The sequence below is a fragment of the Leptolyngbya sp. CCNP1308 genome (genome assembly GCF_034932455.1).
In the GTDB taxonomy this organism is placed as follows: Bacteria; Cyanobacteriota; Cyanobacteriia; order Phormidesmidales; family Phormidesmidaceae; genus Nodosilinea.
The window spans coordinates 40,010-62,606 of sequence record NZ_JAYGIH010000012.1 but is presented as its reverse complement, the minus strand read 5'-3'; the positions used below and the strand labels follow the sequence as shown (position 1 = coordinate 62,606).

Below are 22,597 nucleotides of genomic sequence, written 5' to 3'. Positions count from 1 at the left end.
CTGATCGCCGCGATCGTAGACAGCAGCACCCGCCCCGATGTGCAGTACGTCCAGCCGTCGCGGGGGGGCTGGTAGTTATGACAAACACCGACCCCAACCGCCCCGAGATCATTACCCGCACCGCCTTTGGTGGTAAGTCTGCCGTCGCCCTGGGCGGCAATCGCTACAGCATCAAATCTGAGGCTCTTTACCGGGCCGCCAATGCGATCGCCATCCCCGCCCGGGGCCTGCTGGTCGATTCGGCCCTGTGGGTCACCACCCTGGCCGTGCTGTTTCGCCTGCCCTTCTCTCTCATGTATGAAGGCCTAGTGCCCTACTACCTGGGCCTCACCGCCATGCTGCTCACCCTGGTGCCGCCGGTGGTGGCCATCGGCATGGTGGGCGAGGCGCTGCCCAACCACCGCCCCGACTGCTGGTGCCGTATGGCCATGGTGCTCGGTGCACTGGCGATCGCCACCAACGGATTTTGGATGAGGGCGCTATGACTACCCGCTACAACTACGACCGCGCCGACTATCCCCTGCTTCAGGCCATCCGCATGCGCCGGGGTGTTCTGAGCTGGGGCCTGGGCCTAACCGCCTGGGCCCTGCTGCTGGGGAGCACCCTGATCGCAGAAGAACACGACAACCGCCTGCACTGGGTGCGTACTGGGCTGCTCACCGCCGCCCTGCCCATCGCCGCCCTGGGCCGCCTGGCCGTCGAAGACAGCGTAAAAGCGGGCCGCGTGCTGCTCGATTACGAGGATGTCACCGACGCCGGGCGACAGCAGCTGCTCTGGCACGAGACCACCGACGAAGTGCAGCCAGGCGATGCGATCGACGAGGCCGCCCCCGTCGAAATGGTCGATGCCTGGGAATATCTCAGCCAGGCCGCCCAGGATTGGCGCACACACCTGGCCCTGCTCAGCCCCACCGACACCGGCAAAAGCTCCTTCCTCTACCTGCTGCTAGGGGCCATGAGCCGCAGCCGCGAAACCGTAGTGCAGGTGGTCGAAGGCAAAGGGGCCGCCTGGGCTGGTGTCCCCGAGCCCAACGTCATGCGCATCAACTTTCGCCCCACTTTAGAAAACGCTCACACCGTCTGCTACCGCCTGCACAAGGTACTCAACCTCATCCAGCAGCGGGTAGACCAGCGCCAGTGGGAAGGGCCGCAAATGGTAACGGTGATTGAAGAGTACCTAACATTCAGCACCGGCCTAAAAAAAAGGAAAGGCGCATTTGAACCCTACGGCCAAGAATTAGAGATCAGCGTAGAGGCGATGGCCGCCGTCGCCCGTGGGGGTGGTGGCCAGCTGGTGATCATCTCCCAATCCCCCAACGCCGAAAACCTGAAATTTAGCGGCGGCATTCGCGCCAACTTTCGCTTTGCCTGCCTGGGGTCAAAACTGGGCGGTTTCGATGCCGTTGACAACATGATCGGAAACCATCGTTTTGTCAACGAAAGACACCGCGATCGCATCGAAGCCGAATACCAAACCGCCCGCCGACAGCTAAAGTCCCACCGTCACCCGTTGGTGCTCACAAACTTGCTAGGAGAATGGCGCTGCTTCCCGCTGCCCTACCTCACAGAAACGCAGTTAGACGCCCTCGATATTGCCTCTCAGCCTGTGCCTGATGAGCTGATTATTGATGACGGCTGGCTGCCAGGCATAGATGAGATTGGCAGCAGTGACCCAGGCCCAGGCCCATCACAATCCGCCGCAATTAGTCGCCCCAATCCTGCTACCACAGCCATCGAGCCAGACGACGAGGAGAAGCTAAATCTAGAGGCGATCGAGGGGATTATTTTTGAGGTGCTGGCCGGGGCTGATGAGCCCATGAAGGCACACGAAATTAAGGTAAAAAGAAGGGCTTTTAAGTCCGTCGATAAAGACCTCTTCGCCCGCATTCTGGCGGGCATGACCAGACGGGGCGAGCTTCACCAGACGGACGAGGAAAACCCACGCTACAGCCTACCCCCCTAACTCTATTCTGACCAGACGCTAAAAACGTCTGGTGGGCGTCTGGCCCTTTAAACATGGGCGTCTGGCCCGTCTGGTGCCCCCGTCTGGTGCCGTCTGGCCAGACACCCCACCAGACGCCCACCAGACACCCACCAGACACCCCACCAGACGCCTCACAAAGGAGAACCCAAAATGCCTGAAGAACATTTCAAACGGTTAGCCCTTTGGCAAGCCGCCACCACCGCCATCACCGACGATTTCCTACGCCACTGCGCCGCCCTAGAGCACTTTGGAGAAGACGACAACTTTACCGTGTGCTGGCCTGGTGATGTCCATTTCATCGACCGCGCCAATCCCATCCCGCGTGACCCATACTTTGAGGAGATGAGGGCACGAATTAGGCGCTAAGCTCTACTCACCACACCACACCCCCAGCCGTAGCCGGGGGTGTTTTATTCGTAGGAGCTTTCAGCAATTAGCGCCGCACAGGCCGTAGGTTGCTGCCCAGATTGCTCAATCATATAAACCGTATCTTCTAGCTCATTGAGCAAAGCAAATTGAACCCCATCCTCTCCCCTGGCTTCGATTTCGCTAAAAGAAAGATTCAGCACCTCTGAAAGCTTCTCAGGGCATTGAGCATCAAGTTTGAATATGGCGGCTTCATAGTTGGGTTGGTAAAGCATATCGCCGTGGGCATCCATGTCCGTTATCTCAGCGATCGCCTTGCTCACCTCTGCCTGATAGTCGACTGGGCTCGTGGGCTGCGATGACTGCGCCGTATCTTTCATCGCATGGTTCGTTACTCCTATAAATAATGAGAAGCCCACCAACCACCAAATAGGATGAATCTTCTGTTTAGCCATTGCACCGCCTAATACGCTTGCTTTAGCATTCCCTTCCCCGCCTGCCAATTACGTACAAAACTATCCACTCTGCAATCTGGCCTAGTTGTCAAAAACTAGCACCACCACCAGGGCCACCAGCGCCGCCACCACAAACCGCACGATTCCGCCCAACCATGTCGTCGGCGTGGCCAGCCACTGCAACGCAAAATTTATGTTGTCGGCATTGGTCGCTGGTGCCGGCGCCGGTGGTGGTGGCGGTGGTGGCGGCGGCATTGTCGCCAGGGGGCTAGTGCTGGCGATCGTCTCTGGCCCCTGCTCATCGGGGCTAATCGTATCCTGGGCATCCTCCACGCAATGAATGCGCGCCTCCGGCGTGCCCAGGTAGAACTTGTCGCCAATGCCAATCACATGGGGCTTCTCTTCCAGCTTTTGCCCATTGACGTAGGTTCCCAGGGCGCTGCCCAGGTCGCTGATAGACCAGCGGTTGGCCGCATAGCTATAGGCGATCGCCGCGTGCCTACGGCTCACCGTGCGAATCGTGATAGTCAGGTCAGAGGCAGGCGATCGCCCTAGCAACCACTCCACCGTGCCCCGCTCCTTGGGGGCCTCCAGGGCAAAGGTCTCCCCGCGCCAAAGCACGTCCCCAAACTCGTCTGGAAAGTAGAGCGTCAGCTTTGGCACAGCAGACTCAGTCATCAGAGAACACGACGGGGATGTTGTTTGCAGCGGCGATCGCCTGCCATTCAGCCGCCGCCGCCGGTGCCGGTGGGGAGTAGGTCGCCAGATGGTCGTAGATGCCCTGGAGAGCGGTGGCATTGGTGGCGATCGCCGCCAGCTTTAGATCCTCTCGCCAGTCGGCAGGCAGAGTCGCGGCCCAGTCCCTGAAGCCGGTATCAACCATCAGCGTTAGGCGAAAGTCTGACCAGTTAGGCGGGGCTGGCTCCGGCTCTGGCTCGGGCGAGGTGAAATCTTCCCAGTGGCCCGCATCGTAGGCGGCCTGGAGCGCGGCGCGGGTGTTGGGGCTGCTAGTGTAGGCCTCAATAGTGCCGTCGAGTAGGTGCTCAACCCCGCTTGGCAACGTTATTTTAATCATTGCCTTACGTCCCTCACTTTGGTTGTCATTGCACTGCTTGAGGCCCCGGCAGCGCCCGTCACACCTCGAAAGATGCGAACGGTGTCAAACGTGTAAATGCTATTAATCGCTGTCGTTTTGGTGAAGGTGCCGGGGGCATTGACCACCAGTGCAGCCGCCGAAGCCGTGAGGACTGTGGTACTAAAATTGACCTGATAAAGCGGGGTGAAGGTTTGAAAATTAGAGCCGTCAAAGGTGCCAGACGTGGTTTGAACTAAGAGCGAAACTGTTTGGATCAGCCTCTTTTTACTCTGGAAATTTTTAACTGTGAAACTGTTTGCTCCTGAGCCCGCCAGGCTCAGGCCCATGATGTCGTAGCTACCAATAGCAACCCACTCAGCAAAATCGGCAAGCCATTCCCACTCCCCAAGAATCAAGCCCCCGGCGCTGCGCTCCCGCCAGGTCGCCCCAGTGGCTGGACCAGCAGGCTCTACCTGCTGGTCATAGGTAAAGCCATAGGGAATGGCGGGCGGGCCTGAGAGGTCGCTGTAGGCTCCGCTGGTGGCCACTGTGGCCAGCCCAGAGACAGTATTCGCCGGTTGAGTGCCGGTGTGGTTAGCCCTGGCGCGGTTGGCCGTGTCGCGGGCGTTGAGCGCTGCCGTGGGCTCAAAGTCGGCGATCGCGGCAGCTTCAAGCTTGGTAGCTAGGGCGGCGGCGGTGCTGGCGGACAAGGTTGCGATCTCACCACTCAGGCCCACGGCATCGTTGACCAGCCCAGTAATTAATGTGTCTTGAGCCTCGTCGTTCAGGATGAGGGCGGCGATCGCACTGTCCTGGGCCGCGTCGCTCGCCGTGAGGTCGGTGAGTGCCTCTGCCTCTAGCTTGGTATCCAGCGCCGTTTGAGTGTCAGCCACCAGGCCAAACAGCTCAGACGCATTGGCATTCATCTTCTGCCCCGCCGTGCGCAGGGTGTCGCCGGTGCCGTCGTTGGATGTGGTGCCTACATTAATCAGCTGCAAGGCCACGGTCACTCCTCAATGTCGAAGGTGTCGGTGATGTCCATCGTTAGCTCGTCGCTGTCGATCGTCGTCAGCTCAGAATCCAGCTGCATTTCAGGCCTTGAGACACGATCCCAAAACTGGTCAATGCTTATTTGCCAGTTGGCCACGGCATAGGGGCGCGCTCGGTGGCCTAGCTTGGCCTGAAAATAGCGAATCGTATAGCCCGACTGGCGCAGCTTCTCATCGAAGGGAAACAAATGAATGCGGTCGTCTCGAAAAGGATAGATGCGGCGATATTCTAAGGCCGCTTCTTTTCCCAATGCCCCATTCAAATAAACCAGCCTCAGGGAGATAAACCCCGTGCCTGGCCATGTCCCCACCCAATCCTGGGAGACACGAAACACCTCACCCCTCACGGGAATGTTCAGCGTCTCCCAATCTATGAGGTTGGGCGTTAAAGTCCCCAGGCTTCTCCAGGCCATTACTCAGCCGATTTGGGGGCAGTCTTAGCCGTAGTTTTGGCCGCTGGCTTAGTCTCTTTGTTCGCCTTGGGGCGGCGATATGGCTTGGCATTAAAGCGGGCTTTCAAATCTTCGTAAGTGGGCTCATACATGGCGGATTCCTTGGGGTAAAAACAAACCAGTTTCGTCTGAAACAAACACAATGCCCGCGTCTACGATCCGCTCCATGCCCGCCACGGCATCGTCAGCCCATTGCAATGGGTCGATCTCTTGTTCGGCCAAACAGTCGAAGAGGGTGTCTATGTCGGCCTGGCCAGTCATGGCCTGCTGGGTCAAGTCGTCTATAAGCAGCATGGCCTCAACGGCGCGGCGCTCGTCCTCCCGGTTATAGTCAGGATTCGAAACAAACCACGGGCGAAGCGGATCGTAGGCATCAATCATCTAGGCCGCCTCAATTCCCACCTGTTCACGAGTCAACGAAACCCGGCTAACCTCAAAGCCCGTCACGGCTAAGACTCGCGCTTTCACGTCTAAGAAGCTGTCGATCATGTCGTCGGTGTCAGCGGTCGCGCCAAAGGGGCAGCTAAAGCTGTCTACGTTTTCATACTTCAAATACTCTTGCTGAGTAAATTTTGAGGTAGGAGTAGAAATGGCGCGGTTTACAGCACGTTGCCAGCGCACACGGGCGGGGCGAAATTTGGGAATATTGATCATGGTACTAGCGCCTATATTGTTGCTGACCTCAGCCACACTGCTGGCATTGATGTACGTTGCCAGTGTGGTATAGCTGTCGTTATAAGCCTTTGCTGAGACAACTTCCCCAACATTGACGCTGATCGTGAAGGGTTGAATAAAGCACATGGCGTCTAGCTGTCGCGGTGTACCTTGCCCAATACGGCTGGGCCGGGTAGATGCCGTGTTCCAATAATTTACGTATGCTGTCCAGGCGTCGGCCAGCTTCTGCCCTTCTTTGATCCTTGAAAATCGTCGGCCCATGATGGCTCGCCTCGGTACACTACGCCTTCATAGTGCCCCAGCCGATCCTGATATATTTCCTGCGGAACCCTTAAGGGTTCTGCAAAATATGGATTGATAGAAGGCAGTCGTTAGCTTACCAGTGCCGATGGGTAGAGCCCCGTCCGATCCACCAGCGGGATGGCGTTAGCCATGCTGTCTATGTGGAGCGTGGCGTATTGGAACCGGACATCTGCCAATGGGCGGCGTCGGGGCGTGCGGCGAGACTCCCCATAGATAAAGTCATTGGGTGGAATAACGGGGAATGCTGCGGCTTCTGATTGGTTTTCATTGACGCTCATTTTAGCGAGGTCTATCGTATGGTTTTGAATGTCCAAAACTCTATCGATAACTTCTCTACCGTTGGCTTCAGAACGCGATAAAACCTGTAGCGAATAGCCTTTATCCCAATCGTTATAAGTACACATTGTGCGACCTTTGCGCCAGACGTAGCCGCCGCCGTTCTGAAAGTTTGTCCTAATTCGGCTGGCAAATGTTTGGGCAACTGTGGGGGTTATAGTGTCGGTTTCATAGCCCATTAATCGAAAAGATATTCGTCCCGTCACTGGATGGTAGCTCGGTTCAATATCTCCAAAGTCTTCTTGAAAATAGAGTATTATTTGCGGTTTATATCTGCGTTCAGAATTGAACGTTGTAACCGGGATGCCGATCATCGGTACGTCAAATTTCAGCCGCCGCACGTAGTTAAACAGCTCCCACCGCAGCAGGGTCATGGGTAGCGAGTCATCATCTTTGTGGGTGGCCCCATGGCGCAGGCTTCCCCGCGTGGTACTGATGTCTGGCGACCAATCCTCGCCCCCCAGGTCGGCAAAGAAGTCTCTAACCTGGCGATTGGCGTAGCGCCTGAACAAGTCTTGCAGATGCTCTGCTTCAGAGAAATTATCAGGGAGTGCCATTGGTTCCTGGCTCCATATCGGTGGCTGCTACGGCTGGGCCAGCGCGGGCATTCTCTCCGGCCTCTTCGTTGGGGGCTAAAAATTGGCTGTTATCGGGGTAGCTCTCGGGCACCATGTCGCGCACGGCGTTGGTGAAGTTTTCCCGCTGCTCTCCCAGCTCGCCTATTTCGTCCTGAATCTCTTTTACTTCACTCGTCACCATGGCGTAGCTGCTGGCGGTGTTTTCTGCCGCCTCTAGCCCGTCAAGAATGCGTGAAAACTTGCGGCGGTAGGCGTCTTGGGCTTTCACCCGTTCGGCCATCCACGGGTAGGCTCGCTCGCCCACTACGCCCCATTTCTTCAGGGCGTTGCCGATTTTGCCGGTGTTCTCGGCCGTCCACTCCAGCACTTCCTGAGTGCCGTCGTGGATGCTCCGCAGCGTCCAGACGATCATGGTGGCGCTGCTGATGATGCGGTTAGCTTTGTTCCAGGTTTCGTTCAGGCCGTGCCACCGCTCTTCTCCAAAGATGTTCTTAAAGAAGTTATTGGCCTGGGTGCCAAACCAGCCGTTCACGTCGAGGGCGTTGCCTTCCTCATCTTCGATGCCCAGCACGTCGAGACCCTGCGCCAGGGCATAGCCCAGGGTTTCGCCCACGTCGCGGCTCACCATGCTGGCGTTGTGGAGCACGGTGATCAGCGTCATGGCATTGAGCACCTTTTGAATGCGGCTCATCTCCCAGGCTTTTTCTGCGAAGGCCTGCATTTTTTGCAGGTAGGCAAAAATGCCTCCATCAGCAGCTAGACCAGCGGCCCCGCCAAGTGATCTCTCAATTTTTTTATCCAGTGCATCAAGTTTGTTGAACAGAGGAATGTTGCACCGGCATGAGTTATCGGTTTTAGTTGGCGGGCGAGGTGTGTCCCCAGCACCAGCATTACTAGGTTGAGGATTGTTTAGCGGTGTGGTGTTAGGCCCCTTTGCGGGAGAGCCTGACAACCCAGCGGCGGGGGCTACCGCTGGCATGGCATAGGGCAGGTTATACAGCCAGCCGGGCAGTGCAGGGTTTTGCTTGTCTTCGGGAGGGTTAACCGGGTCACCGGGAGTCGCTGGAGCGGTGGGTGGTGTGGGTGCGATCGTCGGAGCCGGAGGGGCAGCCGGAGCCGTGGGCGTGGCAATGAGGGGAGCCCCAACGCGCCTGTTTAAGGGGCCAGGTTCGGTTGTTCCAGGCGGATCGCCCCCTGTGTCGGGTTGACCGTCTACTCTAACGATGCTCGTGATCGATGCTGTTTTGTCAGCGTTCCAAGCAGAACCACCAAAGCCAGTGGGATACCATCCAGCGCCAGCTAACGCCGTACAGCTTGAGCCTGTTCCAGGACTGGGGAATGAACGGGAATTAACTTCAAGTCTGCCCCCGCCTGGAATGGTTACGCTTCTGACCCCGCCTATCGGCCCTCTGGTTCTAAATGTAGCTGTGCTGCCTTGACCATTTGAGGCAGTTACGACATAGCAGATCCCTGAACTCTGGCCACCCGTAAATGGTACGGCCCCTTCAAAGTCAGCAGTCAAAGGAGCGCTAACGGCCCCAGTAGCGCCGATACCAGGGTCTTTAGCACCAAAAAAATATTGAAGGGCATTTTTGCCACCCGGATATTCAATGCCCAAGCTACCGGCGATCGCATCTCCCACAGCAAAGCCAAAACCGAAGGCCAGCACTCCGGCAGCAATTGCGCCAGCGGTAGCAGCTGCACTACTCGCCGTCGCAGCTCCACCTGCAACCCCACCGCCTGCTGCTGCCGCGCCGCCGCCTACAGGGGGGAGAGGAACACGGGGAATAGGAGCGGTTGGCAGGGGCGGCCTAGGGGCAACCGGCAAGTTTCGGATCGCGGCATCGGCAGGGAGAGACCTAAGAACGGCTTCCCCGCCAGCGGTTGCATAAACCATTAGGGCAGGAGCGCCGCAGATTGGGGCTGAATACTGGTATAGGCGGGGCCTTCTTCGGCCCAATTTGTGGCTATGGGCATAGACGCCCGAATAATGGCCCTAGTCCCCGCTGGAGTCTGAACCACATCAGCAGACCCTATTGTGCGCTGACCATTATCGACAGCCGATGCCTGCAATTCTGAGTAGGTAGCAGAACCATAAATCTGGTTGTACTTCCCGCCAAAAAAGAATAAAGCTGCTTCTAAAGTGGACGGTAGATCGTCGGGAATATCCCCGCCATCTGCAACGCGTCGGAAGTCAATTGCGGTCATATTTCCTCGTTTTACCAGTGCCAGAAAGGGCCAAATTCTCATCCCAATTCTGCCCTAAACCATTAGGGACAACCAAGCAAAAATAGCCTTAAAATTAAGCAAGGATTGCAAACCCGTCAGTAGAGCCTATGTTTACCAGTGGTTTCGCCATCTAACGCAGAGGTCTGCAAAACCTCCAACCCCGGTTCGAATCCGGGTGTCGCCTTTAACGGTAAACCGCTAGATTCAGCCTCTAGAGGCTCTGACTGACGGCGAGTTCAGCACTTCGGTATGCCCCTTGCTGTTTCTGCTTGGGGCATGTTTGGACTCACCTTATCTCGACAAAGTGAACATCCCTAAGAGTTAACAACGAAGGCTTTGAATGCCAAATTGAGCGGATTGCTTGACCTCGAAAACAGACGTGGATGGAGGAGCGATCGCCCTCTTCCCCTGAAGGGTTCTGCATTTCACTAAGGCATATATTCGCTGATCACCGGCTCTACGTAAGCCCAAACTGTCGTTTGAGCAAAAACTCCATCAGCCTGGGCGGCAACAGCTGCTTAAGCAATGGCAACCATCCGCTCTTTTTTCCCAACCGGATGAGCATTGGCGGCTGCGGTCTCATTATCGCCGCAACGAGCTGTTCCGCAAACTCATCCGCTGGCGTGCCCCGTGCCTGAGAGAGCAACGCCCTGGCCCGAATCTTGGACTCCAGCGGTGCATACCACGATTCTGGCGACAGCACCCCCGCTAACCCCTGTTCTGCGGCCTGGCCGAAGTTCGACTGAATCGCGCCCGGCTGCACCGTGATCACCTGAATGCCAAAGGGGGCTAGCTCCATCCGCAGTGCTTCGGACAGACTGTGCAACGCCGCCTTCGACGCACAGTAAGCCCCGGCAAAGGGCGTCGTCACCACGCCTGAAATGCTGCCGATGTTGACGATGACGCCGGATCGCTGCCGCTTCATCACCGGGGCCACTTTCTGCGCCACTTCAAGGGGAGCCAATACATTGGTTTGAAACTGGGCATGGAGCTGGGCTGGGCTGAGATCCATCAGCGGGCCAAACTGCCCAAAGCCCGCATTGTTGACCAACAGGTCGATGCGCCCTTCCTGGGCCAGTACGGTTTCAATAACTTGCTGGATGCCTACCGAGTCCGTCACGTCCAGGAGTAAGGTCATGACGGTGTAAGCCTTCAGGTCATCTATGGCCTCTAGCCGTCTGGCCGTTGCGACCACTCGACAGCCCCGCTGATGAAACGACTGGCAGAGAGCTTTACCGATGCCCGACGAACAGCCGGTAATCAGAACGACAGGAGATACCATAGCCAGCACAAGAAAGTAACAACAAAATACGTCATTGACAGTTTAATTTGCAAGTGTCTATCATAGGCCTATGAGCATGTTGCAACAGATTGCCCAGCAGCAGCCCGAGATGGTCTTAGATCGCTTCGTTGAGGTGACCAACGACCTGTTACCCCAGTTTTTGCCCGACCAGAGTTCTGGAAATCGCGGGCAAGAACCGGTGAACCCTCGGCTGGTGCGTTACTACACCACTCAGGGGTGGTTAGACAAGCCCCTCAAGCAGGGGCGCGAAGCTCGGTACACCTACCGGCATCTACTGCAATTGTTGGTGCTGCGTCGTCTGCTGGCGGAAGGCTACAGCGCTAGCTCCATCGGCAGCCTAATTGGCGGCCAGGCTGACACAGCGCTAGAAGACATTCTGCAAGGCGGTGTGCAGCTGACGGTGGAGGCGGCAAACCCGGCGCTGGCGTTTTTGTCTCAAATTCGCGATGGGCAAGGCCCGGCCAAAGGCCAACGCCGGGAATCCTCACCATCAGACCGCTCGCCCAAGCGTTCTGCCAGTCCAGCGATGCAGGCTCATTCCGCGGCGTCTAGTCTGCCTGCCCCAGCCCCCGACTCACCACCCGAAACCTGGACTCGTCTGGAGATTCTCGACGGTTTAGAACTCCATATCCGCCAAGACTTTGCAGCTCCTGCCACCGCCCACGAGCGGAATAGTCTACTCCAACTGATTGCCGACCATCTCGCCCACCTTAAATCCACCCAGAGGCCACCATGACCCAAGCCAAACCCGCTCTTCCCACCGTCGAACTGATCCCGCTTCACGGGGCGATTGTCACCCAGCAGCCCATGACCCTCGATGTGCTGGTGCGAATCACGCCCCCCGCCGTCACCCTTAAGGCCGATCGCGTGCCGCTCAACCTCAGCCTGGCGATTGATCGTTCGGGCTCCATGCAGGGGCAAAAGATGCACTACGCCCGCGAAGCCGCCCGCTTTGCGGTGGAGAACTTGCTGCCGTGCGATCGCATCAGCATCGTCCTCTTCGATGACCGCATCGAAGCCCTGGTGCCCAGCACCTTGGCCACCGACAAAAATACCTTGTTAGAGAAGCTTAGCCACCTCCATTCGCGGGGCTCCACGGCCCTCCACGCGGGCTGGGTCGAGGGTGGGGTGCAGGTGAGCCAGTACCTCAACCCCGCCCAACTCAACCGGGTGATTGTGCTCTCCGACGGGCTGGCCAATGTGGGGGAGACTAGACCGGATGCGATCGCCAGCGATGTCCACGGCCTGGCCCAGCGCGGTGTCAGCACTACCACCCTGGGCATTGGCGATGATTACAGCGAAGACCTGCTCGCGGCGATGGCCCGCAGCGGTGACGGCAACTTTTTCCACATCGAGTCTGCTGAGCAATTGCCAACGATTTTTGAAACCGAGCTGTCGGGGCTAGCGGCTACCCTGGGTCAGCGGGTTAGCCTGGGCGTTAAGCCGGGCCAAGGTGTCACCGTTATGGATGTGCTGAATGACTTTGAGCAGACTGACACCCGGCGCTACAAACTGCCTAACCTGATGGTGGGGTCGCCCATTCAGGTGGTGGTGCGTTTGCAGGTGCCCGCCCTGAGCCAGAGCGGCGAACTCATGCAAGTGCGCCTGGCCTGGGATGACGCGGAACAGCCTGGTCGTCAGGTGCTGCGGGCCGGGCTGGAGCTGCCCCTAGTGAGTTCCGCGCAGTTCAGCGATTTCCCTGCCAACCCAGCTGTGCAAGAGCAGGTGGCGTTGCTCATGGCGGCCCGTGCCCGTCGCGAAGCGGTCATGTACTCAGACCGAGGCGACTATGCTGCTGCTGGTATGTCCCTAGCCAATGCCCGGATGGAGATGGCCGCGATGGCACCCAGTGAGGCGCTGCTAGAAGAGCAATCCATTCTGGAAGATTTAGAAGCTGACTATCAGAGTGGCAATGTGACCAGCGCCCGCAAAAAGGCATTTTCGCAGTCCTTCAACCTGTCGCGCACGGGCAAGTCTAAGCCCCGGCGCTCCATGGATTCTTAATAGGCGACGGCGTTATACGGTTGTATCGGCCTGGATATAACTATCGCAGGCCTACAACCGGGTGATCTTGACTCAAGAAAGTGGACAGACTTTCTCAGCGCTCCCAACAGCGATCGCCCTTTTCAATTTGGCCCCGACGAAGTGGTGAAAGCTCTTGTGAAGTTTTTGCCGAAAGAGTAGGGCGGTGGTGGTTCAAGGCACCGCCACGGCATCGGTTAAGATCAACGACACTAGCCACTCTGCACCAAGAGAATTCTGTAATGGCACCCTCCACGCCCACTGCCCTACAGACCGACACCTGGGTCAAGGCCACTTGGGACGACTTCGTCGCCACCCTAGACACCGCCCCCTACGACGAGAGCCGAGGCTACTTCGACAACGGCTACATGAGGATTGAGAGGGCTCCTTTAGGTGGCGGACATGCACGGCAAAATAGCGTGGTTTCCAAGGTGGTTAGTCTTTTTGCCATGGTGCGATCGCTGCGGTGCACCGAGTTTACCAACGGCAGCTTCCACAAAACTGGAGAGCGGGGCTGCCAGCCAGATGTCGCCTTCTACATTGGGCCAAACTTTCGGCTACCACCCCAAGACAATTCACCGATTGATATCAACGTCTTTGGCCCGCCGACGCTGGCGATCGAGATTGGCGGCAGCTCTTTCAAAGACGACTTGGGGGCCAAGCGACTGCTCTACGAACGGCTAGGTGTAGGCGAATACTGGGTGGTGAACGTGGCTGAGCAGCAGGTGCTGGCCTTCGCTGTGGCCGAGGGTGGCAGCCGACAGATCTGGGTGTCTGCAGTGTTGCCGGGGCTAGAATTGTCGTTGGTTGAAGAAGCGGTGGGGCGATCGCAGACCGAAGACGACACCACCCTTATGCGCTGGCTGATGGAGGCTCTAGCCTAAGCCGAGCGTACGGTAAAAGCCCAGATCGTCAACATTGAGAATCTGGGCTTTTGCATGTATTGCCTGGGTATGATCCTGGGTTTATTCGTCCTCGTCCAGGTAGGTTTCGTCTTCGACCTCGATCTCCACATCTGCAACGTCGGCCACCGCGCCGCCGATTTCGAGCTTTTCTCTCACCTGGGCTTCGACCTTGGCGGCAAACTCAGCATCCTCTTGCAGGCGCTGAATCGTGTTCTCGCGCCCCTGACCGATGTTGTCGCCTTCGTAGCTGTACCACGCCCCCTTGCGGACGATCACGCCGTGCTGCTCGGCCAGATCAACCAGACAGCCCATAGTGGAGATGCCCTGGCCAAAGAGAATATCAAATTCGCCGATGCGGAAGGGTGGGGCCACCTTGTTTTTGGCGACCTTGACCTTGGCGCGAATGCCGTACTCTTCGGTGCCTTTTTTCAGGGTTTGAATGCGGCGAATGTCGAGGCGCACCGAGGCATAGAACTTAAGGGCGTTCCCCCCGGTGGTGACTTCGGGGTTGCCGTAGGAGATGCCAATTTTTTGCCGCAGCTGGTTAAGGAAAATAACTGTACATTGCGACTTGCCAATGCTACCGGTGATCTTTCTTAGCGCTTGGCTCATCAGTCGGGCCTGGAGACCCACGTGGGCGTCGCCCATTTCGCCTTCGATCTCAGCGCGGGGCACGAGGGCGGCTACGGAATCTACAACCACCACATCAATGGCGGACGATCGCACCAGCTGATCGACCACCTCAAGCCCCATTTCACCCGTATCGGGCTGGGATACCAGCAGTTCTTCAACGTTGACTCCCAAGGCGGCGGCGTAGATCGGGTCGAGGGCATGCTCAGCATCGACAAAGGCCGCGACGCCACCCGTTTTTTGCACTTCGGCCAGCACGTGCAGGGCTACGGTGGTTTTACCCGAGCTTTCAGGGCCATAAATTTCGATCACGCGTCCCTTGGGCAGGCCGCCACCGAGGGCTAGGTCGAGGGTTAGTGCGCCGGTGGAAATCGTCTCCACCTTCATGCGGGCAGCATCGCCCAGGCGCATGATGGAGCCTTTGCCAAAGTTGCGCTCAATTTGGCCCAGCACCATCGTCAGGGCTTTTTCCTTCTCGCTTTGCTCTTTGCTTCCGCCTTTCTTTGCCGCCATAGTCGCCTCAATGCTTTAGGACAAGACCCCTGAACCCCAGGACAGTTGTCTTCAGAAAACCAGTATAGTACAATTGACCTAAATCACAATAGGTAGTTATCTGGTTCGCCCAGGATTCCTGAATCCAAATTTATTGCACCAGATATTCCTGAAAATAGCCTTCCAAACCTGTGGAGGGGGTTAGCCCATGGCAAATGATCAGCTTAATACTCTAATTGCCCTCACCGATTGGGTTGTGGCTGTCACCTATCGGCCTGCGACGGGCTTTTGCTGCTGGGTGATTACGCCCGAATTGTCTACCCTTAACGACGGCGAGACCTATGCCACCAGCGGCGCAGCCCTAGCTGCCGGGCGCAGTCTGGTGCAGTGTTCTACGGGGCCGCAGATCGACTTTAGCCGCTGCCGCCTTTCGGAATAGCATTTGAACGGAATGCTGGAGCCGTTTCACAGCCCTGGGGTGGTTTGGGCAAAGAGAGCGGCAAAATCGGTGGTGACGACGGCTCCGGGCGTACCTTCTGGCTTGGAGATCACGTCAAAGGCCTTGTTGCGGGCGGCGGGATGGAGCAAGGCTTGCACCACTACCTCTGCTACATCGGCCCGGGGAATGGACGTGGGAATGCCCTCGGGAGGATGGGCCAGCAGGGCATCGTCTTTGCTGAAAATCAGCTCTCGCTGGCCCCCCGGCTGATCTTGCAGCCCGCCCGCCCGAATGATGGTGTAGTCGAGGCCGGAGTCGATCAGGTAGGCTTCTGCCTTACGCTTCCAGATCAAAATGTTGCCGTTGGCCATGCGGTTGAGGGGGTGTTGCTCATTGGTGCCGCCCATGGAACCGACTAGGACAATATGCTTGACTCCGGCGGCCTTGGCGGCTTCGATTTGGTTGATTTGGCCGTGGTAGTCAACCTGTTCGGGGGTTCCCCCCTCGGGATAGGTGAACTCTGGCCGCTGCCCTGGTTCTGGCGGAGCTTTCATTTGGGGTACGGCGCTGGTGAGAATGACTAGGGCATCGCAGTCGGCTAGGGCGGTTTGGAGGCGATCGCGATCGCTCACATCCCCCAGGTAAAACCCCTCCGTTGTGCCAAACTGCTCTTTCACCTTTGCCTCAGAGCGGGCAAAGCCCTTGACCACAAACTGCTCTGGCTTTTGCTGAAGCTTTTGAATGGCGATCGCCCCGGTGCGCCCGGTTGCACCAGTGACTAAAACGTGGAGAGGTGTGGTCATAGAATGGTTCTTCTACGGATGGGTGATGGAGCGCGATCGACAAATTTTGCCCCGAGACGTTTTAGGGCGGTGACTTTTCTACAATACACAGCTAAGGGATGCGCCAGGGAGATCGCTGTGGAACCCGGACAAAACCAACGACAGCCGACGATGATCGGCTTTTCAGCGGTGCTGATGTGGGCCACCCTAGCCCTGCTGACCGACCTGAGCGGCACCGTGCCGCCGTTTCAGCTGACGGCGATGGCGTTTACGATCGCATTCTTCATTGGCCTGGCCGCCTGGCTGCGGGCCGGGGGCAACGTGCTGCGCCACCTGCGGCTGCCCTGGCGGGTTTGGGCCTTGGGTATTGGCGGGCTGTTTGGCTATCACTTTTTTTATTTCATGGCGCTGCGCCATGCCCCGGCGGTGGAGGCCAGCTTGATTGCCTACCTGTGGCCGCTGCTGATTGTGTTTTTTTCGGCCCTGCTGCCCGGCGAGCGACTGCGGTGGTTTCACGGGGCGGGGGCGATCGCCGGCTTTCTCGGCGCGGGTCTGCTGGTCACCAAGGGGCAGGGCTTGAGCTTTGATGCCCAATACACCACTGGGTATCTGGCGGCCCTGGTCTGCGCCCTCACCTGGTCGGGCTACTCCATTCTCTCTCGATACTTTGGAGCGATTCCGACCAATGCCGTGGGGGGCTTTTGCGGGGCCACGGCCCTGCTGGCCTGGATCTGCCACGGTCTGTTTGAACCAACAGTAGTCCCGGTAGGGTGGGAATGGGTTGCCATTCTCGCCCTGGGGCTGGGGCCGGTGGGGCTGGCCTTCTTCACTTGGGATTACGGAGTGAAGCGCGGCAATATTCGCGTGCTCGGGGCGCTCTCCTACGCGGCTCCCTTGCTCTCGACGCTGCTGCTGATTGGCTTTGGCCGGGCAGAGGCCACAGCGGTGGTGGGGTTGGCCTGTGCGCTGATCGTCGGCGGGGCGGTGTTGGCGACGCTCGATTTCTTTAGACCCCAGACGGATAAGTTTTGATTGTTGAATGTTGAGTTGAGGGGGAATAATTCAAAGTTCAAAATTCAAAACTAATATCAGCGACGATTTTCGCGCCATCCCAGCATCAGGGTCAGGCCCAACAACAGCGGTGTCAGCCAGTCGCCCCAGCGAATGTAGGGGGTGAGGCTCTGGCGGCGATCGAGGGTGGCGCGGTGGGTGAGGTAGGTATGGGGTGTGCCCAGCCAGAGGGTGCGACCGTGGTTATCCACCAGGCCAGATAGGCCGGTGTTGGTGACCCGCAGCGCCCAGCGATCGCTCTCCACCGCCCGCAGCACGTCAAACCCGTGGTGCTGCCGCATCATCCACACCGGGTAGGGGTCGTTATTAGAGGCGGTGACGATGAACTCGCCGCCGCTGCTCACCTGCGGGCGAAACAGACGGCTGTAGGCCGACTCGTAACACACGCCGACTATACCCTGGCCAACGCTAGTCTCAAACCGCTGGTCAGATGCCCCTGGCACCAGGTAGCTATCCAGCGGCGACAGGCGACTGATGAGGCGACCCAGCACGGCCTCAAAGGGCACGTATTCGCCCAGAGGCACCAGCTGCACCTTGTCGTAGCGTCCGTAGGTTTGGCCATCGGGGCGAATTTCAAGCAGGCTCTGGGTGTACTGCGATCGCCCCTCCCCTGGCACTGGCGCAAAGGTACCCAACCATAAGGGAACTCCCGCTTGCTCCACCGTGCGAATGATGGCCGCAATTTGGGGCGCATTCGGATTCCACAGCTGCGGCAGTGCTCCTTCTGGCGTCACCACTGCATCAACCCCCTGGGCCACCAGGGATTGGTAGCCGTTGGTGTAGCCCTCCAACGCCTGGTTGACTCCCTGGGGCGTGAGCTTCTCGCGGGTGGGCACATTGCCCTGGATCAGTCCCAGGGTGAGGGACTGGCTGATAGGAACGGTCTCGGCGCGGGCGTAGAGGATGGCACCGAGGGTATGACCTAGGAGAACTAAAGTGATTGCGGTGAAGGCGAGGGATCGGCGGGTGGATGAGGGGATGGGGGGATGGGGAAGGTGGAGGGATAGGGGAGATGGGGAGGGTGGGGGTGGGTTGCCCAGTAGCTTGGAGACTGGGGAAAAGGCGAGGGCGAGGAGGCCGTTGGTGGCGACCAGAATGGCGGTGATGGCTCCCGCCCCCGACAGGCGGGACAGGTGCAAGATCCACAGGTTGTTGGGGCTTTGGGTGAGGCTGAGGGGTGACCAGTCGAGGGGGCTGTGGTTGCGGAGGGCTTCGAGAGCACACCATAGGGCAGTACCGGCAAGCACCAACCAAAACCGGCGCCTGGGCCATCGATGGGTGGCCCAGGCGATCGCCCCGCCCCACGCCGCAATACAGACGGAACCCCAGAAAACGATGAAAAGCCAGGAGGAGAGGGCGATCGCAACGCTACTTCCCCAGGGCACCCCCATCCACATCAGCGGGTGCAGGTGAGTGATCCAAACCAGCGAAAAGCCGTAGTACACCAGCCCCCACAGCAGTCCATAAACCGCTGCCAGCCCCGCCGAGGGCACCGCTAGCACCACCCACCACAGCGGCACCAGCCCCACCCAGGCCAATGGCCACAGACTCCACGGCGGCAGCGCCAACGCCATCAAAATCCCGCTGAGGGCAACTAGACCCGCCTGTCGCCAGCCCCATCCGTAGGCCAAGTTCCTTAAAAACGTCGCTGCCGCCTTCATTGTCAACCTCAGCTATTCCTCCAACCCGGCATGGGATTTTCTTGAAAATGCCTTTTTAGAAGGTGGGCAGTGCCCACCCTACTGGGCGTTATGCGCCCTACGCCTACACCCCAAAAAATTGAGGAAGCGACAGCGAGTCGCTTCCTCAATACGGTAATTGAAAACAGAAAACAACGGTTTGGAATAAACCGGAGATTCTACTCGGCGGTCGCCAGCTCAGTGCTGCCCCGACGACGGCGGCTGGTCAGCGTGTTAAACAGCATTTGACCGATCGCCTTAATCAGATTTCCTTCCAGCTCTTGGAACATCTGCATATTGACGCCAAAGGCATCGTTAGCTTCTTCTACGATGCGGGCAACCATGGCATCATCCACCGGGGCCGCATCCATCGACTCGCGATACTTAGCTTTGAAGGCCTTCTCGTCCGAGATTTCGGGGAACTCGTAAAACGCCGTACCTTCGCCCTCCGAGAGGTTCATCGCCCGTTGAGCAATGCCCTTGAGAATTTGACCACCCGACAGATCGCCAATGTAGCGAGTGTAAGAATGGCTGACCAACAGTTCAGGCGCGTTATTGCCCACCTCGCGAATGCGATCGACGTAGCGTTGGCCACCAGGGGTCATCGAAATCTCATTCGCCCAGTTAGGGCCGTAGTAGTAGGCCAGATCAGACTCTAAAGATGCCTTGCGGTGTAGCTCAGGGAAGTAAATTTTAGAGACAACCGGATGGTCTTTGTGACGCTCTAGCTCTTCTTCCATCGCCGCGTAGGCGTAGTAGAAGTTGGCCACCAGCTTGCGGTAAGAGTTCTTCTCAACCACGCCCCGCAAAAAGCAGCGCACAAAGCCCATGTTTTCGGCCATGGTGTGGGCTTTCTTGGTGCCTTCGCGCAGCTCGGTGGATAGGTTACTGCTCATGCTGACTGTCTCGCTCTAGGGTGAATTAAAAGGTGAGGTTTAAACGAAGTTTCGGTTAGACAATGCTTGGCCAGGCACATCGGCCTCTCATAATCGGAGCCGTAACATGCCATGACAAAGGCCACATTTGTTTAAACTAGACCCATTTGACGACCGTTTGCATTACGAATTTTTACAGGCGGTTACCTAAAGCCATGCCCTTCTCAGGCTCTTCTCAAAATTGCTCGGGGAATCTACCGCTGCGCCCCTGCCGCCCAAAGCAAAGACGCAACGGTTAGGCATTATTTAGCTGCCATTCGGGTTAGCAGCACCGGGCAGGGAGCGTATACCCGCACAAAGTCAGTCAGCGATTCGCCCAGTACCTTATCGAGATCGGGCAGGCCTTTGGCAATGGTCGGACGGCGATCGGGGGAGCCCAGAATGATTAGATCCACGTTGCGCTCCTCCGCCAGTTGGCAAATGCGGCGACCCGGCTTGCCCTCGGGAGCCGACAGCTTGTAGGCAATACCGTACCGTTTCGCTTCGGCCGCCGCCGCTGTCAAAATGGGGTCTTGGTTGGGGTCAACGCTGGCCACATCAAAGGGCTTGGTCTTGAGGCTAGAGACCGTATGCACCAGGGTGAGTTCGCCGCCTTTAACATCGCGCAGCAGAGAAATGGCGATGTTCAGCCCCTCCCGTGCCGAGTCAGACTTATCCATGGCAACCATTACCCGCTTCATAGGGCGAATGCTGTAGATGTCATCTTTGACCAGCAGCATGGGCCGCGACGATAGCTGAAATACGTACTGGCTAACAGAATTTTCGAGAATCGCTTTGAGCCCCTGCAACCCGCGCGAGCCCATGATAATCAAGTCGGCATCGACCTCTTCTGCCACCTGAATGACCACATCCTTGGGGTCGCCCTCCCGCAGCACGGCGTTCACTCGGCTGGGATCGAGGTTGAGGTTGGTAATGGCGGTGGCCAGGGTGCGGCCCCCCGCTTCCCATTTCGAGGCCATAGCCTCGGCAGACACCTGAGATGGCACTACGTGGAGCACCGTCACTGAAGCTCGCTGCACTAACGGAATTTCCATTAGCGCTTTCATCATGGCTTCGGTGTTGCCAGTGCCAGAGTCGGCCAAAAGAATTTTTTCAATCATGGTGTCCTCGTGTGGTTGCGCTCAAAGGTCAGTAAGGATGGGCTGGTGTTCAAGGGCAGGTCTCGATGCAGAAAGCCTGAGGTGATGCCCTCTCCAACCTGACTAAGACCATCGGCTCAACGGGGTATAAAACTGAGCTAAGGTGTTCTCAACCATCATAGGCACTGGCTTTGAGCCTATTTTGGCGCGATTCATAATTTGTAGTAGAGTTCGCCCGCTGGTTGGGCCGACAGATGAAACAGCCCCACTGGTATGAGCACCGGGTCATTGTGCAGCCTCACCACACCGACTACGCGGGCGTTGTCTGGCACGGCACCTACATCGCCTGGATGGAGGAAGCCCGGGTGAACTACCTCAGCGACTGTGGGCTCACCTTTGCCGACTGGGTCAAGGCCGGGGTCGATTTGCCCGTGGTCGATTTGGGCTTGAAGTACCGGCGATCGCTCGCCCTAGGCGACACGGCTCTAGTCAAAGCCCGCCTTGAGCCTGCTAAGGGGGTTCGCATCCTCTGGCACTACGACATTCAAAACACCGCTACCCACGAAACCTGCATTGAGGGCACCGTAACGCTAGCTCCAGTGGACTTCAAAACCCGTCGGATACTGCGCCGCCTGCCTGATCACCTACAGACAGCCCTGGATGCTATGTTCTAAGGCGTGAACTCTCCTGCGGCGCAGCCTCAAAATTTTGTCCCAAAACTTTGCTCTAAAACTTTTGTAGGATGAGCAAAGCGCAGTGTGCCCATCAAGCCCTAGGGCTCAATTCCATGGGTATGGTCAAGCGCCCTCTGCTCACCCTATGGTTGCCTTGGATATGTTTCTCCCCCTCCCCCAAGCCTTTGCGGTCGTCTGCGCCTTGGTCGTCATGCTGTCCGGGTGGCTTGGTGTTGCCCCCGCCGCCTACGCCCAAGACAACACGGTCGATTACACCCTCACCGACCTCAGCTTCCGCGACTTTTCGGGTAAGCAGCTTTCGGGCACTTCCTTTGCGGCAGCAGAAATGCGAGAGGCCAACTTTGAGAAAGCCGACTTGAGCAAAACGATTCTCACCAAGGCGTCGTTTTTGCGTGCCAACCTAGCCGGGGCTAATCTGGCGGGCACCTTCGCCGATCGCGTCATTTTTGACGGGGCCGACCTCTCCAATGCCATCTTTACCGACGCGCTGCTTACCAGCAGCAGCTTTGGCGATGCCAATATCACCGGAGCCGATTTCTCTGGGGCAATTATCGATCGCTTTCAGACCGCTCAAATGTGCAAGCGCGCTGACGGGGTGAATGAGACCACCGGCATGGCGACGAGGGATAGTTTGGGCTGCCGATAGCGTTTTAGGGTACAGGTCGTTGCCATGCCTGATCAAACACCTAGTGCGCCATCGCCCAGCCCCAGCTCTGGAGCAACCGACTCACTGTGGCAGCCCTCCTGGCTGCACTGGCTAATTTCGGCGTTGAGTGGAACCGTCGAAATTACCCGGGGCACGCTTCGCGAACGAGAAGGAGACCGCGAGACTGAAGCACGAGAACGCGAAGCTGAGAGAGGAAGACGCGAAGCTCGACGCGATCGACAGGAAATACGCTACCGAAAAGCCCAGCTCCGATACCAGCTCGACCCCAGTGAACCCCACCACCGAGAGCTAGGAGTTGTGCTGGCGGCTTTGGAGGAATACGAGCAGACCCTAGGTGGGGTGATCAGCCCCTAACCTAGCCTTAGAGCCGAGGTTGCTGATTTGCCAGAGCATTCT

General features: G+C 57.9%; 29 protein-coding genes. 11 read left to right on the top strand and 18 right to left on the bottom strand.

What is annotated here, in order from left to right:
* The 3 genes from VB780_RS07265 to VB780_RS07255 form a co-directional block, all read left to right on the top strand.
* The coding region (locus tag VB780_RS07265) for a hypothetical protein (RefSeq protein WP_323350469.1) at positions 1–485 on the top strand (485 nt) is incomplete at its 5' end.
* Complete coding sequence (locus VB780_RS07260) at positions 482–1,963, top strand: hypothetical protein (protein WP_323350468.1); 1,482 nt, start codon at positions 482–484, stop codon at positions 1,961–1,963. The genes VB780_RS07265 and VB780_RS07260, both read left to right, overlap by 4 nt.
* A gap of 171 nt (positions 1,964–2,134) precedes the next feature.
* Positions 2,135–2,350: a hypothetical protein gene (locus VB780_RS07255; RefSeq protein WP_323350467.1), complete on the top strand. Its 216-nt coding sequence runs from the start codon at positions 2,135–2,137 to the stop codon at positions 2,348–2,350.
* A 44-nt stretch (positions 2,351–2,394) separates the two neighbouring features.
* Here the strand turns inward: VB780_RS07255 and VB780_RS07250 are convergent, their stop codons facing one another.
* The 13 genes from VB780_RS07250 to VB780_RS07190 form a co-directional block, all read right to left on the bottom strand.
* Entirely contained in the window at positions 2,395–2,805 is a 411-nt protein-coding gene (locus VB780_RS07250) for a hypothetical protein (RefSeq protein WP_323350466.1), read from the bottom strand.
* An 81-nt stretch (positions 2,806–2,886) separates the two neighbouring features.
* Entirely contained in the window at positions 2,887–3,483 is a 597-nt protein-coding gene (locus tag VB780_RS07245; protein ID WP_323350465.1) for an FHA domain-containing protein, read from the bottom strand.
* Positions 3,476–3,880, bottom strand: coding sequence for a hypothetical protein (locus tag VB780_RS07240; RefSeq protein WP_323350464.1), 405 nt, complete (start codon positions 3,878–3,880; stop codon positions 3,476–3,478). The genes VB780_RS07245 and VB780_RS07240 overlap by 8 nt, the downstream gene beginning before the upstream one ends.
* Positions 3,877–4,884, bottom strand: coding sequence for a hypothetical protein (locus VB780_RS07235; RefSeq protein WP_323350463.1), 1,008 nt, complete (start codon positions 4,882–4,884; stop codon positions 3,877–3,879). The genes VB780_RS07240 and VB780_RS07235 overlap by 4 nt, the downstream gene beginning before the upstream one ends.
* A 2-nt stretch (positions 4,885–4,886) precedes the next feature.
* A complete protein-coding gene (locus VB780_RS07230) occupies positions 4,887–5,264 on the bottom strand; it encodes a hypothetical protein (protein ID WP_323350462.1) in 378 nt (125 codons plus the stop codon).
* Between the two features lie 77 nt (positions 5,265–5,341).
* Positions 5,342–5,473, bottom strand: a complete 132-nt coding sequence (locus VB780_RS07225) for a hypothetical protein (RefSeq protein ID WP_323350461.1) — start codon at positions 5,471–5,473, stop codon at positions 5,342–5,344.
* A complete protein-coding gene (locus VB780_RS07220) occupies positions 5,466–5,762 on the bottom strand; it encodes a hypothetical protein (protein WP_323350460.1) in 297 nt (98 codons plus the stop codon). Before VB780_RS07220 ends, VB780_RS07225 begins: the two co-directional genes overlap by 8 nt.
* On the bottom strand, positions 5,763–6,317 hold the full coding sequence (locus VB780_RS07215; RefSeq protein WP_323350459.1) for a hypothetical protein: 555 nt from the start codon (positions 6,315–6,317) through the stop codon (positions 5,763–5,765).
* Between the two features lie 110 nt (positions 6,318–6,427).
* Complete coding sequence (locus VB780_RS07210) at positions 6,428–7,252, bottom strand: hypothetical protein (RefSeq protein ID WP_323350458.1); 825 nt, start codon at positions 7,250–7,252, stop codon at positions 6,428–6,430.
* On the bottom strand, positions 7,239–7,994 hold the full coding sequence (locus VB780_RS07205; protein ID WP_323350457.1) for a hypothetical protein: 756 nt from the start codon (positions 7,992–7,994) through the stop codon (positions 7,239–7,241). The genes VB780_RS07210 and VB780_RS07205 overlap by 14 nt, the downstream gene beginning before the upstream one ends.
* Before the next feature lie 797 nt (positions 7,995–8,791).
* Positions 8,792–9,010 carry a hypothetical protein gene (locus VB780_RS07200; protein ID WP_323350456.1) on the bottom strand — a complete coding sequence of 73 codons (219 nt, stop codon included), beginning with the start codon at positions 9,008–9,010 and terminating at the stop codon, positions 8,792–8,794.
* 159 nt (positions 9,011–9,169) lie between these two features.
* Positions 9,170–9,481: a hypothetical protein gene (locus VB780_RS07195; protein WP_323350455.1), complete on the bottom strand. Its 312-nt coding sequence runs from the start codon at positions 9,479–9,481 to the stop codon at positions 9,170–9,172.
* 478 nt (positions 9,482–9,959) lie between these two features.
* Positions 9,960–10,784: an SDR family oxidoreductase gene (locus tag VB780_RS07190; RefSeq protein WP_323350454.1), complete on the bottom strand. Its 825-nt coding sequence runs from the start codon at positions 10,782–10,784 to the stop codon at positions 9,960–9,962.
* Positions 10,785–10,854: 70 nt separating this feature from the next.
* On the opposite strand from VB780_RS07190, the gene VB780_RS07185 reads away from it, so the two are divergent.
* The 3 genes from VB780_RS07185 to VB780_RS07175 all read left to right on the top strand — a co-directional run bounded on the left by VB780_RS07185 (position 10,855) and on the right by VB780_RS07175 (position 13,711).
* Complete coding sequence (locus VB780_RS07185) at positions 10,855–11,541, top strand: MerR family transcriptional regulator (protein ID WP_323350453.1); 687 nt, start codon at positions 10,855–10,857, stop codon at positions 11,539–11,541.
* Positions 11,538–12,809: a vWA domain-containing protein gene (locus VB780_RS07180; RefSeq protein ID WP_323350452.1), complete on the top strand. Its 1,272-nt coding sequence runs from the start codon at positions 11,538–11,540 to the stop codon at positions 12,807–12,809. Before VB780_RS07185 ends, VB780_RS07180 begins: the two co-directional genes overlap by 4 nt.
* Positions 12,810–13,069: 260 nt before the next feature.
* Positions 13,070–13,711 carry a Uma2 family endonuclease gene (locus VB780_RS07175; RefSeq protein WP_323350451.1) on the top strand — a complete coding sequence of 214 codons (642 nt, stop codon included), beginning with the start codon at positions 13,070–13,072 and terminating at the stop codon, positions 13,709–13,711.
* 81 nt (positions 13,712–13,792) lie between these two features.
* Here VB780_RS07175 and recA read toward each other — a convergent pair whose 3' ends face one another.
* Positions 13,793–14,875: a recombinase RecA gene (recA, locus tag VB780_RS07170; protein ID WP_323350450.1), complete on the bottom strand. Its 1,083-nt coding sequence runs from the start codon at positions 14,873–14,875 to the stop codon at positions 13,793–13,795.
* 187 nt (positions 14,876–15,062) lie between these two features.
* Here recA and VB780_RS07165 point away from each other — a divergent pair, with 187 nt between their 5' ends.
* Positions 15,063–15,293 carry a hypothetical protein gene (locus VB780_RS07165; protein WP_323350449.1) on the top strand — a complete coding sequence of 77 codons (231 nt, stop codon included), beginning with the start codon at positions 15,063–15,065 and terminating at the stop codon, positions 15,291–15,293.
* A 26-nt stretch (positions 15,294–15,319) separates the two neighbouring features.
* On the opposite strand, the gene VB780_RS07160 is transcribed toward VB780_RS07165, so the two are convergent.
* Positions 15,320–16,096, bottom strand: a complete 777-nt coding sequence (locus VB780_RS07160; protein WP_323350448.1) for an SDR family oxidoreductase — start codon at positions 16,094–16,096, stop codon at positions 15,320–15,322.
* Positions 16,097–16,213: 117 nt separating this feature from the next.
* On the opposite strand from VB780_RS07160, the gene VB780_RS07155 reads away from it, so the two are divergent.
* Positions 16,214–17,107 carry a DMT family transporter gene (locus tag VB780_RS07155; RefSeq protein WP_323350447.1) on the top strand — a complete coding sequence of 298 codons (894 nt, stop codon included), beginning with the start codon at positions 16,214–16,216 and terminating at the stop codon, positions 17,105–17,107.
* Between the two features lie 56 nt (positions 17,108–17,163).
* Here VB780_RS07155 and lnt read toward each other — a convergent pair whose 3' ends face one another.
* From lnt to VB780_RS07140, 3 genes are all read right to left on the bottom strand, one after another.
* The gene (gene lnt, locus VB780_RS07150; RefSeq protein WP_323350446.1) at positions 17,164–18,807 is read right to left on the bottom strand and encodes an apolipoprotein N-acyltransferase; all 1,644 of its coding nucleotides are present in this window, start codon (positions 18,805–18,807) and stop codon (positions 17,164–17,166) included.
* Positions 18,808–19,004: 197 nt separating this feature from the next.
* Positions 19,005–19,721 (bottom strand): heme oxygenase (biliverdin-producing), encoded by a 717-nt coding sequence (locus VB780_RS07145; protein ID WP_190701528.1) that lies wholly within the window; start codon positions 19,719–19,721, stop codon positions 19,005–19,007.
* 281 nt (positions 19,722–20,002) lie between these two features.
* Positions 20,003–20,860 carry a universal stress protein gene (locus tag VB780_RS07140; protein ID WP_323350445.1) on the bottom strand — a complete coding sequence of 286 codons (858 nt, stop codon included), beginning with the start codon at positions 20,858–20,860 and terminating at the stop codon, positions 20,003–20,005.
* A gap of 233 nt (positions 20,861–21,093) precedes the next feature.
* Here VB780_RS07140 and VB780_RS07135 point away from each other — a divergent pair, with 233 nt between their 5' ends.
* From VB780_RS07135 to VB780_RS07125, 3 genes are all read left to right on the top strand, one after another.
* Positions 21,094–21,513: a thioesterase family protein gene (locus VB780_RS07135; RefSeq protein WP_323350444.1), complete on the top strand. Its 420-nt coding sequence runs from the start codon at positions 21,094–21,096 to the stop codon at positions 21,511–21,513.
* A gap of 145 nt (positions 21,514–21,658) precedes the next feature.
* Positions 21,659–22,180: a pentapeptide repeat-containing protein gene (locus tag VB780_RS07130; protein ID WP_323350443.1), complete on the top strand. Its 522-nt coding sequence runs from the start codon at positions 21,659–21,661 to the stop codon at positions 22,178–22,180.
* A 24-nt stretch (positions 22,181–22,204) separates the two neighbouring features.
* Positions 22,205–22,555 (top strand): hypothetical protein, encoded by a 351-nt coding sequence (locus VB780_RS07125; protein WP_323350442.1) that lies wholly within the window; start codon positions 22,205–22,207, stop codon positions 22,553–22,555.
* Positions 22,556–22,597 lie beyond the last annotated feature (42 nt).

Coding starts and splice junctions, on each gene's coding strand:
- VB780_RS07260 (WP_323350468.1), top strand. CDS start 482: ATGACTACCCGCTACAACTACGACCGCGCCGACTATCCCCTGCTTCAG.
- VB780_RS07140 (WP_323350445.1), bottom strand. CDS start 20,860: ATGATTGAAAAAATTCTTTTGGCCGACTCTGGCACTGGCAACACCGAA.
- VB780_RS07175 (WP_323350451.1), top strand. CDS start 13,070: ATGGCACCCTCCACGCCCACTGCCCTACAGACCGACACCTGGGTCAAG.
- VB780_RS07210 (WP_323350458.1), bottom strand. CDS start 7,252: ATGGCACTCCCTGATAATTTCTCTGAAGCAGAGCATCTGCAAGACTTG.
- VB780_RS07125 (WP_323350442.1), top strand. CDS start 22,205: ATGCCTGATCAAACACCTAGTGCGCCATCGCCCAGCCCCAGCTCTGGA.
- VB780_RS07215 (WP_323350459.1), bottom strand. CDS start 6,317: ATGGGCCGACGATTTTCAAGGATCAAAGAAGGGCAGAAGCTGGCCGAC.
- VB780_RS07180 (WP_323350452.1), top strand. CDS start 11,538: ATGACCCAAGCCAAACCCGCTCTTCCCACCGTCGAACTGATCCCGCTT.
- VB780_RS07225 (WP_323350461.1), bottom strand. CDS start 5,473: ATGTATGAGCCCACTTACGAAGATTTGAAAGCCCGCTTTAATGCCAAG.
- lnt (WP_323350446.1), bottom strand. CDS start 18,807: ATGAAGGCGGCAGCGACGTTTTTAAGGAACTTGGCCTACGGATGGGGC.
- VB780_RS07185 (WP_323350453.1), top strand. CDS start 10,855: ATGAGCATGTTGCAACAGATTGCCCAGCAGCAGCCCGAGATGGTCTTA.
- VB780_RS07245 (WP_323350465.1), bottom strand. CDS start 3,483: ATGACTGAGTCTGCTGTGCCAAAGCTGACGCTCTACTTTCCAGACGAG.
- VB780_RS07255 (WP_323350467.1), top strand. CDS start 2,135: ATGCCTGAAGAACATTTCAAACGGTTAGCCCTTTGGCAAGCCGCCACC.
- VB780_RS07205 (WP_323350457.1), bottom strand. CDS start 7,994: ATGCAGGCCTTCGCAGAAAAAGCCTGGGAGATGAGCCGCATTCAAAAG.
- VB780_RS07250 (WP_323350466.1), bottom strand. CDS start 2,805: ATGGCTAAACAGAAGATTCATCCTATTTGGTGGTTGGTGGGCTTCTCA.
- VB780_RS07190 (WP_323350454.1), bottom strand. CDS start 10,784: ATGGTATCTCCTGTCGTTCTGATTACCGGCTGTTCGTCGGGCATCGGT.
- VB780_RS07145 (WP_190701528.1), bottom strand. CDS start 19,721: ATGAGCAGTAACCTATCCACCGAGCTGCGCGAAGGCACCAAGAAAGCC.
- VB780_RS07240 (WP_323350464.1), bottom strand. CDS start 3,880: ATGATTAAAATAACGTTGCCAAGCGGGGTTGAGCACCTACTCGACGGC.
- VB780_RS07165 (WP_323350449.1), top strand. CDS start 15,063: ATGGCAAATGATCAGCTTAATACTCTAATTGCCCTCACCGATTGGGTT.
- VB780_RS07130 (WP_323350443.1), top strand. CDS start 21,659: ATGGTTGCCTTGGATATGTTTCTCCCCCTCCCCCAAGCCTTTGCGGTC.
- VB780_RS07135 (WP_323350444.1), top strand. CDS start 21,094: ATGAAACAGCCCCACTGGTATGAGCACCGGGTCATTGTGCAGCCTCAC.
- VB780_RS07160 (WP_323350448.1), bottom strand. CDS start 16,096: ATGACCACACCTCTCCACGTTTTAGTCACTGGTGCAACCGGGCGCACC.
- VB780_RS07195 (WP_323350455.1), bottom strand. CDS start 9,481: ATGACCGCAATTGACTTCCGACGCGTTGCAGATGGCGGGGATATTCCC.
- recA (WP_323350450.1), bottom strand. CDS start 14,875: ATGGCGGCAAAGAAAGGCGGAAGCAAAGAGCAAAGCGAGAAGGAAAAA.
- VB780_RS07220 (WP_323350460.1), bottom strand. CDS start 5,762: ATGATTGATGCCTACGATCCGCTTCGCCCGTGGTTTGTTTCGAATCCT.